Source organism: Limnothrix redekei LRLZ20PSL1, from assembly GCF_043235035.1.
Lineage (GTDB): Bacteria > Cyanobacteriota > Cyanobacteriia > CACIAM-69d > CACIAM-69d > CACIAM-69d.
Window position 1 is genome coordinate 169,207 of sequence record NZ_JAZAQF010000069.1, and the last position, 14,539, is coordinate 183,745.

The 14,539-nt window shown below is 54.6% G+C and carries 8 protein-coding genes; 3 read left to right on the forward strand and 5 right to left on the reverse strand.

The window, feature by feature from the left end; genetic code table 11:
- Nucleotides 1–75 precede the first annotated feature (75 nt).
- Both VPK24_RS11890 and VPK24_RS11895 read right to left on the reverse strand, forming a co-directional pair.
- Nucleotides 76–783 (reverse strand): HEAT repeat domain-containing protein, encoded by a 708-nt coding sequence (locus tag VPK24_RS11890; RefSeq protein ID WP_393013581.1) that lies wholly within the window; start codon nt 781–783, stop codon nt 76–78.
- An 88-nt stretch (nt 784–871) separates the two neighbouring features.
- The gene (locus tag VPK24_RS11895; protein ID WP_393013584.1) at nt 872–1,489 is read right to left on the reverse strand and encodes a methyltransferase domain-containing protein; all 618 of its coding nucleotides are present in this window, start codon (nt 1,487–1,489) and stop codon (nt 872–874) included.
- A gap of 514 nt (nt 1,490–2,003) precedes the next feature.
- Between VPK24_RS11895 and VPK24_RS11900 the strand changes: the two genes are divergently transcribed.
- From VPK24_RS11900 to VPK24_RS11910, 3 genes are all read left to right on the forward strand, one after another.
- Nucleotides 2,004–3,497 carry an FAD-containing oxidoreductase gene (locus VPK24_RS11900; protein WP_393013587.1) on the forward strand — a complete coding sequence of 498 codons (1,494 nt, stop codon included), beginning with the start codon at nt 2,004–2,006 and terminating at the stop codon, nt 3,495–3,497.
- Nucleotides 3,498–3,623: 126 nt separating this feature from the next.
- The gene (locus tag VPK24_RS11905) at nt 3,624–4,628 is read left to right on the forward strand and encodes a BMP family ABC transporter substrate-binding protein (protein WP_393013590.1); all 1,005 of its coding nucleotides are present in this window, start codon (nt 3,624–3,626) and stop codon (nt 4,626–4,628) included.
- A 601-nt stretch (nt 4,629–5,229) separates the two neighbouring features.
- Nucleotides 5,230–7,476: a sensor histidine kinase gene (locus VPK24_RS11910; RefSeq protein WP_393013593.1), complete on the forward strand. Its 2,247-nt coding sequence runs from the start codon at nt 5,230–5,232 to the stop codon at nt 7,474–7,476.
- 890 nt (nt 7,477–8,366) lie between these two features.
- Here the strand turns inward: VPK24_RS11910 and gyrB are convergent.
- From gyrB to VPK24_RS11925, 3 genes are all read right to left on the reverse strand, one after another.
- Entirely contained in the window at nt 8,367–10,304 is a 1,938-nt protein-coding gene (gene gyrB / locus VPK24_RS11915) for a DNA topoisomerase (ATP-hydrolyzing) subunit B (protein WP_393013596.1), read from the reverse strand.
- A 388-nt stretch (nt 10,305–10,692) separates the two neighbouring features.
- A complete protein-coding gene (gene bioF / locus VPK24_RS11920; RefSeq protein ID WP_393013599.1) occupies nt 10,693–11,937 on the reverse strand; it encodes an 8-amino-7-oxononanoate synthase in 1,245 nt (414 codons plus the stop codon).
- A complete protein-coding gene (locus tag VPK24_RS11925; protein ID WP_393013601.1) occupies nt 11,924–14,179 on the reverse strand; it encodes an adenylate/guanylate cyclase domain-containing protein in 2,256 nt (751 codons plus the stop codon). The genes bioF and VPK24_RS11925 overlap by 14 nt, the downstream gene beginning before the upstream one ends.
- Between the last annotated feature and the right edge of the window lie 360 nt (nt 14,180–14,539).

Below are 14,539 nucleotides of genomic sequence, written 5' to 3' on the forward strand. Positions count from 1 at the left end.
CTGGCCGGGTCACAGTTTGGATCTGAGCCAGGCCAAGCAACTCAAACCCCCAGGAATCCAGGTTATGAATCCAGGTTATGAATCTAGGGGCTGATCGGCCGCGGGATTTGACGGTTGATCGAGTTGATCAAGCTGTTGCAGCCCATAGCGTGCCGCTTCGGCCACCTGGGGATGGCTATCTTTTGCAAGATATTTCAGGGCCGATCGGCTCTTCTCACTGGGCAACTTACCCAGCGATTCCGCCAAGCGTTGCCGCACCAGCCAATCATCCGACTGCACAAAGGTCAACATTCGCTCAGTGGCTTCCACGGCTCCCACCTCGCCCAGCGCCGCGATCGCCGCCTGCTGCACAATCACCTCCGCACTATCCAGCGCATCAATCAGAGTTTTGCGGGCGCGCGGATCGCCCAAGTTCCCTAATGAAACAGCCGCACTGAAGCGCACCAACCAATCCGTATCCTCATAGAACAGGCGGATCAGGGGTTCAACGGCGCGGGTGTCGTGCAAATAACCCAACGCTCCGGCTGCATTGGCGCGGATGCTGTAGTCTTTGTCCGCCAACAGGCCCATCAGCAGATCAAAACATTCCTCTGTGGGCTTTAGGCCTAGGGCAAAAACGGCCATGGTGCGCACTTGCAAATGGTCGTCGTTGAGGACTTTCTTAATCAGCGGTACAGCATCAACCGGCGACACGTCCCGCAGAGCCGTGAGGCCCAGGAGCCGATCGCGCGAATTGGGGCTTTCGAGTTGGTCGGCAATGCGATCAAGATTGGGGTCGGGCATGGGGTGAGGCTACCAAAACGGATCGACGAATTGGCCGAGCATTTCACCATCATACCAAGGGCCAACTCTCCCCAGACATGACCGGGGATCACGAGGACAGCCGCGGCCGCAACCAACCCAAATATTCCTCATTGCGTCGTCGATTGATGGAGTGAGCCGATCGTTGAAGTTCTTGGATCACGAACTGTGGCTCAAAGAGTTGCTGAATTTCGGCAATGCTAGTGCCAAAGGGCGGGCCACCGGGGCGATCGTGGGCGAAAAACACCGCCACCAAGGAGCCTTGATCCTTTAGGAGCGATCGCACAGCCTGCACATAGGCCGGCCGCAGACTGGGATCGATCGCACAAAAGCAGGTGTGCTCAATTACCCAGTCAAATTGCCCAACCCAATTGGCCGCCAAGTTGAAAATATCCGCCTGCACAAATTCCGCCGCCACACCCCGATCGCGGGCAGCCTGGTCAGCTTCGGCAATGGCAGAGGGAGCCAAATCAAACCCCACGACCTGAAAGCCCCGATCGGCCAAAAACACCGCGTCATGGCCCCGGCCGCAGCCCACCACGGCCATGCGTCCCCCCGGTTTCACATCGGGGCGATCGGCCCAGGCTGCCAAAACAGGTGATGGCTGTCCCAAGTCCCAGCCAGTCTTGCCTGTTTGGTAGGCCGTTTCCCAAAAATCAATCGTTGGTTGTTCCTCGCTCAGAACCATGTTGAGATGTTTGCCGTTAGTTGATGAATTGGTGAATCAGTTCTTTGGTCATTATTCTTTGGTCATTATTAAGTATGGGCTGAATTAAGTATGGGCTGATTGGCATGGACTAAACCTGGTCTGAATCAAACATGAGCTGAAGCAATCCGGGGCTAGGGCCTGTCGTCATTGGCTGGAATCCTGCGGAAATGGTTGATTTGCGATGTCCCAATCGTCGTCACAAGGGACTGGGAGCCTGTCGTCCTGATCCATGGCCGTAGGGGTTGGGTCTCCCAACCCTAACCCGGGCGATCGCTACAACCCTGTCCACCCCTGGGAACACCCAAGGATCGCGGGAACTGGGCGGGGAGACCCAACCCCTACGATTGATCGGTTGGGAGAACGAGACCACTAGGGTTTCGGGTGATTTGCCGACAGACCCTGAGCGACTTGTCCCAACAACAGCCGGTGCTTTTTCCTGCCCAAGATTTCCATCTCGACCCATTTCACACCCCCATTTCACGACCTCTGACCTATGCAATCGATCGCCCTTCCTCAGGATTCGTTCAATCAACAGTGGCTAGCGGCGATCGCTCCGGAAGATTGGGTAAATCCACAACCGGCGGATTGCTATGACTTGGTGGTGGTGGGCGGCGGGCCGGCGGGTTTGGTGGCGGCGGCGGGCGCGGCGGGCTTGGGCTTGGGGTTAAAGGTGGCCCTCATTGAGCGCCGTTGGTTGGGTGGGGACTGCTTGAATGTGGGCTGCGTTCCTTCCAAGAGCTTGATTGCGGCTGCCAAAGCGGCCCGATCGCCCGTGGAACCGGAAACCTTTGCGGCGGCCATGGCCCACTTGCGGGCTGTGCGATCGCGCTTGGCGGTGCATGACTCAGCCCAGCGGTTTCAGGGGCTGGGGGTCGATGTGTTTTTGGGCGAAGGGCGCTTTCAAGATCCTCGGGCGATCGCGGTGGGTTCCCAAACGCTGCGGTTCAAAAAAGCCGTGATTGCCACCGGAACCCGCCCACACGTGCCGCCAATTCCGGGTTTGGCCGCGGCCGGCTTTGTCACCAACGAGACTCTTTTTAACTGGGTGCAGCGGCCCGATCGCCTGGCCATTTTGGGCGGCGGCCCGATCGGCTGTGAATTGGCCCAGGCCTTTGCTCGACTGGGAACCCACGTGACCCTCATTCAACGGCGATCGCGCCTGTTGCCGCGCGAAAGTGCTGCTGCTGCTGCCATTGTGCAACGGGCCCTGGAACGGGAGGGAATCACGGTGTTGACGGGGCAAACGGTGACCCAAGTGGATCGATCGCCCTTGGGTTGTGAAATTCAAATGGCCCAACATCCTGCGATTGTTGTGGATGAAATTCTGGTGGCCACCGGCCGATCGCCCAATGTTGAAACCCTGAACCTGGAAGTGGCCCAAGTGGCCCTTGGCCCCCAAGGCATCGCCGTCAATGATTTTCTGCAAACCAGCAATCCTCGCATCTTTGCGGCGGGCGACGTATGCCAGGGCGATCGATTCACCCATGCGGCCGATGCGGCGGCCCGTCTTGTTTTGCAAAATGCGCTGTTTACGCCCTTTGGCCTGGGCAAGGGCCGCTGGAGCAAGGTCACCATTCCCCGGGTCACCTACACCGATCCGGAAGTGGCCAGCGTGGGCTGGATTGATCCCGGAGAGGGAATTAGCTCAATTATCCCGGGGCGGGCCCCTCGGTTGATTGAAGTACCCTTAAGCCAAGTCGATCGGGCCCAGACCGATCGGGTTGCCGAAGGGTGCTTGCAAGTGTGGCTAGCACCCGATCGAGACCAAATTTTGGGGGCCACGCTCATTGCCCCCCATGCGGGCGAAACCATTGGCGAAATTGCCTTGGCCATGGCCGCCGGTTGGGGGCTAGGCCGGCTCGCCAAAGTGGTGCATCCCTACCCCACCCAGGCTGAATGCATCAAAAAAGCGGCGGATGCCTATCGTAAAACCCAACTGTCTGATCGCACCCGCCAGTTACTGGCCTGGTTACATCGTTGGAGCTAGGCCGCTTCTCGATCGCAGACGGCGGGCCCCAAGCAAGCCGCCTGGTTTGGTTGGCCCAGCCACCTGCCCACCCAAGACACCGCTTCTGACTTTTCCATCTCCCTCCCTCTCCACTGAACGACTGCTATGAAACGACGGGATTTGCTGTATGGCCTAGGCGCTGCCGGTAGCGCGATCGTCCTCAACAATTGCACCTTCGCGCCCAGCACGCCCCAGCGCAGCCGCCGAGCTGCGTTGTTCAAAGTGGCGATGCTGTTGCCTCGGGGCGCAGACAGTGACGATTGGTGCCGAGAAGGGATGACCGGCCTCGGGCGCATTGAGCGGGAACTAAACGCAGAAATTGCCTACACCGATGACATCAATAAGGGGTTACCCGCCAGCTTGCCGCAAGCGCTCGATCGCTACGCCAAAGAAGGTTTCGGCTTCATCATTGGCCACAGCGGAACCTTCCGCGACGATATGGTCAAGGCGGCGGTGCGCTACCCCCGCACCCGTTTTGCCATAGTGGCTAGCGATAGTGGCAACAACCGGAATTTCGGAGCCTTGGGCTATCGCAACTCCGAGTTAGGCTACCTGTTGGGGGCAACCCTGGCCTTGCAGCCCAAATTGCAACATATTGGCCTCGTCACCAGTCTGCCCACCCCGCCCATTAAGCAATTCAACTTAGCCTTTCAAAATGCCTTGCGCCGCTTTGCCCCCGATCGCAAGCTTTCGATCGAATGGGTGGGAAGTTTTGATGACGAACCCAAGGCGATCGCCCTCACCCAAAAGCTGATCGGCGCGGGAATTGATGGGTTGGCCATGAACTGTTGGACGAATAATCCCGCCATTGTTAACGTAGCGGTCGATCGCCAATTACCCATGGTGGTGTTGGGCCCCGACTCTCGCCAATTGGCCCCCACCTTAATTCTGGCCAGCGGTCTCATCCATGTGCCAGAGCTAATTTTGCATGGGGCCCGGCTGGCCCAGCGGGGACGTTGGGAAGGTCGCCAGTACCTCTTTGGGCTATCAGAACGGGTGCTGGAATTTATTCCCACCGTTGGTAGCCTGAACCCTGAGAGTCAAAAGGAAATTTTGGATCTCCATGACCAAATTCGCAGCGGCCGCTTGGAGGTTTTAGAGGAGCGTTAAAACATCAGAGTTTTGGGGTTGGATGAAGTACTTTCAATCTCTCGTGGCAATTGCCAGCGCACTTAAAACAGGTATTGATCTAGGCATTGTCTAGGTATCGGCTCTGGTTGAATTGAGGGTTTCGGTTGAATTTAGTTCAGTGGGGATCAATCCTCTCGGTAAATTTCTTCTAGACTGCAGGCTGAGCGGCCAGGGAGTTGAGGTATCGCAAGAAACAAGCTGAACAATAGGAAAATAGATGTACAGCTTGATAGACCGAATCAACCGGCCAATAGGCGGGTTCATCGATCGACTGGTTCATCGATTGACTTGTGATCCCTTGATTGAGGTGCAAGCTGATCAGTCAATGGGCAAGCTGATGAGTCGGCTGATGAATGGGTGAATTTATCGATCGGTCTATGGGTCAATTGGCCGGTTGATTGATAGGTCGATTGGCCGATTAATCCATGTGCCGGCTGATGTGCTGGCTGATGTATGGTTGGGCTATGGGGTTAACAGCAACAGTTGCTCGCCAAATGATGCCGACGGTTAAGGTGCAGGGGAAAGTGCTGAACAATCGTCAACCCTCTGCTGCCAGCGGGGCGTTATGGATTAGCCACGAATGAGGCTCAAACAACGGTTTCAGCAATTGGTGAACTATCGCCGCTGGTGGCCCATGTCCCTGGCGCTGCAAATCCGTTTGGGGCTGACTTTGATGGTCTCCCTGGGCACGCTGGCCACTGGGGCCCTGTTGGCCTACAACAGCACTCAGGTGCAACTGAAAACGCTGCATCAATTGCAAGCGGCCCAATCGCGGGCGGTTGCTGAGCGCATTAGTACCTATCTCGAAGATTTTCAGCGCAAATTGGGCTATTTGTCGCGGGTGACGGGGTTGTCGGAGTTGCCCGTGCCGGTGCAGCGATCGCTTCTGGAGGCGCTGATTCGCCACGATTCGGCCTATGAGATGGTGGCAATTTTGGATCGATCGGGACAGCCGATTACCTTTGTGGTCACAGATCCCCTCTTTCGCCCCCAAAACCAGAACCGCACTGTGGCCTTCTCGCGAGCCTACCGCTGGGCCGAAGACTATGTGGGTTGGGTGGAATCAGAACAGCTCCACGATCGGCGGGTGCGCTGGATCATGATGAGCGTGCCCATTCGCGATCGCTCGGAGCAAATTGCGGGAGTGCTGCTGGCCCGGGTGAATTTAGATTTTCTGGATTCTGTGCTCAGTGAAGCCTGGAGCGATGAGGCGGGCTATACCTATTTGCTCGATCGGCGCAATGTGGTGCTAACGGTGAGCGATGCTGACCCCACCACCTTCGCCCCCATCAATTTGGAGGGCCAACACCTGGCTGAACATTTGGATCAGGCGATCGCGGGGGAGGTGACCCAATATCAAGGCTTAAAACAGGCGCAGGTGATTGGAACCGTTGCGGCCATCCCCTCCAGCAACTCCAGCGGCTGGCGGGTGGTGACGGAGTTGCCCTTGGCCGATGCCTATGCGCCGCTGCGTGACCTGATTTTACAGATGACCCTTGGGGCGATCGCGGCGGGAGCGGCGGCCGGCTGGCTCAGTTGGCGCTTGGCCCACCGGGCGATCTATCCCTTGCAATTGCTGACCCATGAGGTGATTAAGCTCGATCGGGCCTCCTTTCTGCAACTCCATCAACACAGCCACATTGACCAGCTCGCAGCCACCCACGATCGCCATGAGCTGGGTATTTTGGCACGGGCTTTCAAGGACATGGCCCACCGACTGGGGGAATCTTTTGTGGCCTTGGGCAAGGCCAATGAAGAATTGGAACAACGAGTTGTGGAGCGGACGATCGAACTACAACGGGCCTTGGATGATCTGCGCCATACCCAATTACAACTGATCAAAACTGAAAAAATGTCCAGCGTTGGTCAATTGGTGGCCGGATTAGCCCACGAGATTAATAATCCCGTTAGCTTTATCTTTGGCAATCTTGCCCATGCTCGTTCCTATTTTGAAGATATTGTTGAACTGCATCAAATTTGTATTCAAGAACTGGGCTATCAGCCTGATGAACCCATGGAGCAGGCCCTGGCTAAGTTGCCAGAGCAAGTGCGCGCAAAATGGGAAGAAATTGAATATGACTTTATTCTCCAAGACTATCCAAAATTGCTGCAATCCATGGAATATGGAGCAGTTCGCATTCGGGATCTGATTCGCAACTTGCGGGAATTTGCCCGCTTGGATGAGGCAGAAGTCAAAATTGTTGACCTCAATGCCAGTCTTGAAAGTACCCTGACAATTTTGCAAAATCGACTGGGGCCTATGCCAACTCGCTCTTGTGTTACTTTGCATCGATCGCTGGGAGAATTGCCCACCGTCACTTGCTATGCGGGCCAGCTCAATCAGGTGTTTTTGCAAATTTTGAGCAATGCGATCGACGCAATGGATTTGTTGCCCAATGATGAACAGCCGCAATTGTGGATCACGACCGGTTGCCTCGATGAAGCGATTGTGATTTCGATTCGAGACAATGGCCCCGGTTTGGATGAATCCGCTGCCAACAAAATTTTTGATCCCTTTTTCACCACCAAGCCCGTGGGTCAAGGCACAGGATTGGGCCTATCAATTAGCTATCAAATTGTTGTGGAAACCCATGGCGGTTCCTTGGAAGCCAAGAACCATCACCAAGGGGGGGCGGAATTTACCATTACGTTACCGCTCGATCGGCTGACACAGTTGGCACGTCGCACCGTTCCCCATGATGCGGATGCTGATCATGATCTGGCCATTGATCCCAGGGAAGGAATTGCCCAAGCTTCTGCGAATCGGGTCAATAGCAATACAATCACCACCAGTCCGGCGGCGACGGTGGGCATTCCGCTAATTTAGCGCCAATGTTTGCCAGTCCCTCCAGTTAACTGCCTAGTTAACTGACAGTTTTTACCTAAAAACAATTAGCACGTCACATCACAGATGCTGCGGTGGCTAAAGCCAATTGATCACGCGCTGCTACTGTACTGAATTCGGCAAGGCAAAAGCTGTAGATTCTCCTTGAATTGGCGCGATCGCCTCCCCTCATAACTCAGCTACATCACGATTGAGATGAGCTGCCACAGAGAATCTGGAACTCCCAACAAATAGCCTATTGGCGGCCGGCTCCATCGATTTTCTAGACATCGTATAACTTATGACGTACTTACAAGGTCTAGAATAAAAGCTTTAAGCAAAAACCATACTTGAATTTGCTGTTTTACTTGCAACGAGGGTTGAGCTTGAACAAATGAACTGTAAATAGAAATTTCTGGGTAGTGCCTGTGAAGTAATGATACTAATTGGACGGCAGTCATCTACAAGTACTACCTAGTCCATTTTCACTAAATCTGGCTTTCCGAATCAGCTAGCACCCTAGAAGTTATTACTTCTAACTGAGGAACATCTTCTTAAGCCGCTTTCTAGGCGATTTCTATATCTGTATTGCAATAATCAGGAACCAACTGATCTCGCATCTCGGCAATATCTCACCAGGGAACATCAGGATAGTGGCTTCTTGCTGAATCTGGAATGTACTTCACAACTTCGCTAATAACTTTGATCGCCCTCGAAACCGCAAGCACCTTCTCTAAATTTTGTGAAAAGATTTCAACCTGAATGTCTGCTATAAACTGGATAGTGCCGTAATTATGATGAACAAGTGAGAGCGTCTTTGAGCAAGCAACCTTTCACTGAAAATCATCACTGCACAGGCACTACCCTTGCTTCACGAATCCTGAAAACCCAGGCTAAATATCCAGGTCGGTGAGGTTCAGCTTGGCCCCGTAGGTTTCAATAAATTCCCGGCGGGGAGCCACCCGATCGCCCATCAAGATTGTGAAGATTCGATCGGCCTCGGCCGCATCATCGATTTCCACCCGTTTCATCGTGCGGGTTTCTGGGTTCATGGTGGTGTCCCAAAGCTGATCGGGCATCATTTCACCCAACCCTTTGAACCGTTGAATGTTGTAGTTGGCATTGGCCGGGAAGCCCGCCAAAATCTGCTGCAACTCCCGATCGCTGTAGCAATATTGATGATTCCGGCCGCGCTCCACTTTGTACAGGGGCGGGCAGGCAATATAGATGTGACCTTGCTCCACCAATTCCCGTTGATAGCGATAGAAAAAGGTGAGCAGCAGGGTGCGAATGTGGGCCCCGTCCACGTCCGCATCGGTCATCAATACCACCCGGTGATAACGCAGTTGAGAAACATCAAATTCCTCGCCTTTGATGCCTAATCCCAGGGCAGAAATCAGTGACTGAATTTCGGTGTTTTTATAGATCTTGGCATCGTCGGTTTTCTCGATGTTTAGGATCTTGCCGCGTAGGGGCAAAATGGCTTGGAATCGACGGTTTCGCCCTTGCTTGGCGGAACCGCCTGCCGAGTCTCCTTCCACAATAAAAATTTCTGATTCGGACGGATCCTTCGAGCTGCAATCGGCTAACTTACCCGGCAAGGGCGACGATTCCAACACCGACTTGCGGCGCACCAATTCTCGGGCCCGGCGAGCCGCTTCGGCTGCATTAAAGGCCTGAATTGCCTTCTCCAAGATGGAGTCGGCCACGCCGGGCCGAAACTCCAAATATTCCGTGAAGACTTCCCCCACCAGGGAATCCACAATGCCGCGTACCTCGGGGTTGCCGAGTTTGGTTTTGGTTTGTCCTTCAAATTCTGGATCGGGTACTTTGACGGAAATAATCGCCGTTAAGCCTTCCCGAATATGTTCGCCGCCCAGGTTGGCATCGCCATCTTTGAGTTTGTTACGCTTGCGGGCGATCGCGTTCATGGTGCGGGTCAAAACGGCCTTCAACCCTTCCAGGTGGGTTCCGCCATCCACGGTGCGGATGTTGTTGGCAAACCCGAATAGGTTGTCTGTGTAGGCATCGATCGACCATTGCATGGCCACTTCCACATGCACCCCGTCGCGCTCCCCTTGCACGTAGAGAATTTCCTCGTGGAGGGGCAGGCGATCGCGGTTAATGTAGGCTACATATTCCCGAATGCCGCCTTCGTAGCAGTAGGTTTCAACCTTGGGTTGCTCGGTGCGCAACAACTCCAGCCGGTGATCGCTGAAGGTGATTTTTACGCCCGCATTCAGATAGGCCAGCTCCCGCAGCCGACTGGCGAGGGTGGCGTAGTCAAATTCTGTGCCGGTGATGAAAATTTCGCGATCGGGCAAAAAGGTGACCCGCGTGCCCGTTTGGGAATCGTCGCTGGGTTCGTTGGTCAGGGGCCCTTGGGGAATACCTCGGCTGTAGCGTTGAACGTGCCGTTGGCTCAGGCGCTTGACTTCAACAATCACTTCTTCCGAGAGGGCATTCACCACGGACACGCCCACGCCGTGGAGACCGCCGGATACTTTGTAGCCACCGCCGCCGAATTTGCCGCCCGCGTGCAGCACGGTCATTACGGTTTCGAGGGCGGACTTGCCAGTTTGGGGGTGAATGTCAACGGGGATGCCGCGGCCGTCGTCGGTGACGGTGACGGAGCCGTTGGCATTCAGATCCACTTCAATGTGGGTGCAATAACCAGCAAGGGCTTCATCGATCGAGTTGTCCACCACCTCGTAAACTAGATGATGGAGACCGCGCGGCCCAGTGGAGCCGATGTACATTCCCGGTCGCTTGCGGACAGGTTCAAGCCCTTCAAGAACCTGAATTTGATCTGCCCCATAGTTGCTGGTCATGCTCACTCCGCTCCAGATTGGACATCTTAGGCAGGTTAAATTTGCCTAAAGCCCTATAACTTCAAAACATTCCAAGATTTTAGCACAAACGGGTTCTAGGAGTTGCCAGGGTACGCTTGTTATGAATTTGGGCTTGGGATTGATTGACCTTGAAAAATGCCTGGAAAGGTCACTAACAGCCCTAGGAATTTGACTTCCTAAGGTTGCAGCGGGGAGCCATTTCCCCCCTGATGAGGCGGTCTGAGCAGCCAAATATTGATACACCGCTTACCCCAGCGATCAATGCAGGCGAGGAGCTAACGATCAATGCAAACAAGGGGCTTAAGCCCCTTGCCCCTAGGACTATTGGGGCTTAACCAGAGCTTCCAGAGACTTTTCAAACATCCCCTTAGGCTCCTGGGGGAATGGCCGATCGCAGGGCGGCCATGAGCTGGGTTAAATGTTCGGGCTGATGGGTGGCCATCAGGGTCAGGCGCAGACGACTGGTGGGCACGGTGGGCGGTCGAATGGCTCCGACCCACAGGCCGGCTTCCGTGAGCGATCGCCCCAACTGGCTGACGGTGGCTGGGTTAGGCACTTGCAAACAGAGGATAGGCGATTCGCTGGGCAGTAGGCGGTAGGCATGATCGCCCTGGGTGAGTTCGGCGGGCTGGGTGGCCAACCAATCCTGAAGGGCTTGACGGAGCGATCGGGTATTGTGCCAAAGGGCGGCCCGTCGATCGGGTTCTTGGTTCACAATCCGAATGGCAGCTAGGGCGGCGGCCGTGTCAGCGGGTGACAGGCCCGTGGTGTAAATCCAACTGGCGGCGCGGTTGCGCAAAAAATCGACGAGGGTGGCCGAGCCGGCCACATAGCCTCCCAAGCTGCCCAGGGCCTTGCTGAGGGTTCCCATCTGAATCAGCGATCGCCCGCTACACCCCAGGGCCTCCACGCAGCCGGCCCCCGTGGCCCCGAAAACCCCCGTCCCGTGGGCCTCATCCACCAACACCATGGCGGAAAAGGCCTCCGCCAAGTCCAGAATCTCCGGCAGGGGAGCCAAGTCTCCATCCATACTAAACACCGTGTCCGTGAGGATCAGGCAGCGGCGATAGTGGGAACGGTGGCTTTGGAGCCGATCGCCCAAATCCTGCAAGTCGCCATGCCGATAGTCCACCACCGTGGCTCCACTGAGTTTGGCTCCGGCTAGCAGGCTGGAATGGTTATAGGCATCGTTCAAAATCAAATCTCGCGGGCCCACCAAGGCGGCGATCGTGCCCAAATTGGCTAAATACCCGGAACTGAAGACGATCGCGTCTTCGGTCTGTTTCAGTTGGGCGATCGCCTGCTCTAACTCTCGGTGCAATGCTCGCTGGCCGGTAATCAGCCGTGAGCCAGTGCTGCCGGTTCCATCGGTTTGAATCGCCTCGATCGCGGCGGCCATTAACCGGTCATCGCCCGCCAACCCCAAATAGTCATTGCTGGCGAAGTTAATCAGGGTGCGGCCGTCGCGCTCCACCACGGCTCCCGGCCGGCCGCTCAGGATCTGGGGCGATCGATGCCAATGGGCCCGGTGAATCGTCTGGAGGGCCTTGGCCATCCAATCGTAGGGGGACTCGGTTGAGGCAGGACTGGGAGCGGTCTTAGGAATGGGCATCGGTGGCGCGATCGACGGTATGGCCAGCCCCGGCGTGGGACGGAGTGGCAGATCCCTGCCCATTATGATTGATCGAATTCAAACCCTTGGGATCATCCTCCGGGGCAAAATCCCCGCGCTGGCCGTCCTCAGCTTGTCGATCACCGGTTTGGCCATCATCCCCATCCGAGCGATCGGGGTCAAAATCACCCGGATTGGAATCACGAACATTATCAAAATTACTGATCCTGGGGTCACCAGCTAGTTCACCAGTTCCTTTGAAAAGATCGGGATCCGGTGCTGGCGGCCGTTCGCTCACCAGCCAGTAGGTGAGCATTTCCCCGCGTCCTCGCACTTGCCAAGGCCCGCGTGGCTCCAAAACAAACTGATCGCCCAACAGGGCCGCCGTGGAAGCCGTCACTTGAATTTTGCCCGCTTCCCCTTGGGACTCCATCCGGCTGGCAATATTCACCGTATCGCCCCAGAGATCATAAATAAACTTGCGAATGCCAATGACCCCCGCCACCAAGGGGCCAGTATTCAGCCCAATTCGCAACTGAAAAGTTTGCCCATTTTCGCGTTGGAACTGTCCGATCGCCTGCTGCATTTCCAAAGCCATCCGCGCCGTGTTGATGGCATGGTTAGGATGCGCCGAAGGTACGCCCCCCACGGCCATATAGGCATCCCCGATCGTCTTGATTTTTTCAACCCCATAGCGTTCAGCAATGCGATCGAACTCTGAAAAAATATCATTCAAACAGGACACCAACTCCGCCGCTTGAATTTGGGAAGCCCACTCTGTAAACCCCACAATGTCCGCAAATAGCACCGTTGCCGACTCGAAGCGATCGGCCATAGCCGTCTGTTGCATTTTCAGGCGCTGGGCAATTTTTTGGGGCAAAATATTCAACAACAATTGCTCCGACTGTTGCCGTTGTTGTCGCAATTCCAGCTCTGTTTTGCGGCGCTCGGTAATCTCTTGCACCATGCCTTCAAAGTAAAGAAACTTGCCCCCAGCGTCATAGACACTGCGAACGGTTTCAGAAATCCAAATTCGTCGGCCATCCTTCCGATAAACTTCCGATTCAAAATTGGATACTTCTCCGTATTGAGCCATGTAGGCCAAAAACTCCTCGCGTCGGTGCGATCGCACGTAAAGTTGTTGGCCCACATTGGTGATTAATTCCATCATTTCTTGAGGAGATCCATAGCCACAAATGCGGGCTAAGGTCGGATTCACACTAATAAATCGCCCTTCCCAAGTGGCTTGAAAGATCCCTTCTAGGGCATTTTCAAAAATACTGCGATAGTTTTCTTCCGCCTGTTGCAGAGCATCGGCCGCCAACTTGCGATCGGTAATATCATCCAAAACCCCTAAAACCCCAATCACTTGCCCCGCTTCGTCGCGAATGGGTACGCGGTAGCAATCTAGCCAGATGGGCTGGCCCCCTTCAGCGTGACGATATTTGCGCAACAGTTGGTGGGAAATGGGTTGATTGGTTTCAATCACTCGGCGATCTTGGACTCGAAATTGCTCAGCAATGGCTGGATCTTCAATTAAATCTTGATCGGTTTTGCCAATCACGCTTTCGGGATCTCCTAAACCGGATGCTTCTGCCCAACTCCGGTTGCAGCCCAAGAAAACCAAGTCAGCATTCTTCCAAAAAATTTGCTGAGGAATATTGTCTAAAATAATGCGCAGATATTGTTTTTGTTCTCGCAGAATAGCAGCAGTTTTTTCATGTTCCGCAACTTCCGCCATTAGACGCTGGTTTTGTTCGGCAACTAGCTTGGCAGCTCGCTGAATTTTCAGGTGTGTATTGACTCGAACTAAAACTTCTTCAAGGGCAAAGGGCTTAATTAAATAATCAACACCACCCACTTTGAAGGCTTGAATTTTATCTAAGCTGCCATCAAAACTACTATCAGAGCTGCCAGTAAAAATAATTGGAATATCGGCAGTTTCTGGGTTGGTTTTCAGTTCCTCGCAAAGGGCAAAGCCACTGCGATCGGGCAAATACACATCCAATAGGATGAGGTCAAAGGGATGGTGCTTCAGTTGCTGCCAGGCCTGATGAGCATTATCCGCGAGCAGGATGTGATAGCCCTCACGCGTTAGAAGTTGATGCAAAAGAGTTCGATCGTCCGTTCGATCGGCCACGATCAACAGACTGGAGCGGGCTACCGACCAATCAGGACGCAGAATGGGTCTCTCTGCACCGTCGGTCAAACTCTCGGCAGACGGGTCGATCGAGAAAGTCACAAGGCTCTCCTCAAAAGCTGAGGCGCAAACGAAGCCGCATCACGGCAAACTACCAATATCTTATCGCTGACCCAGCTTCTGGTGAGGAAGTATTCTTAGATCATTTTCCGCATAATCACGGTTGCGTTTTGGCTGATTATGCTTGCTCCTAGTTGCTATTCTTGCAAAGAATGGATATTTTCGGGTCTAATATGACCAAATTACAACGCAAAGAGCGCCCCATTCGCATCTTGAGACCCCAAAATCAGCCAGGTAGCAATTAATACGCTGCTGTGAAAATACTCGATCGACTGTGAGCGAAGCGTGAATATTGGCCCGGGCCTGTGCGGCAGTTTTGGGTGGGTTCGGGGTGGCTGGCCG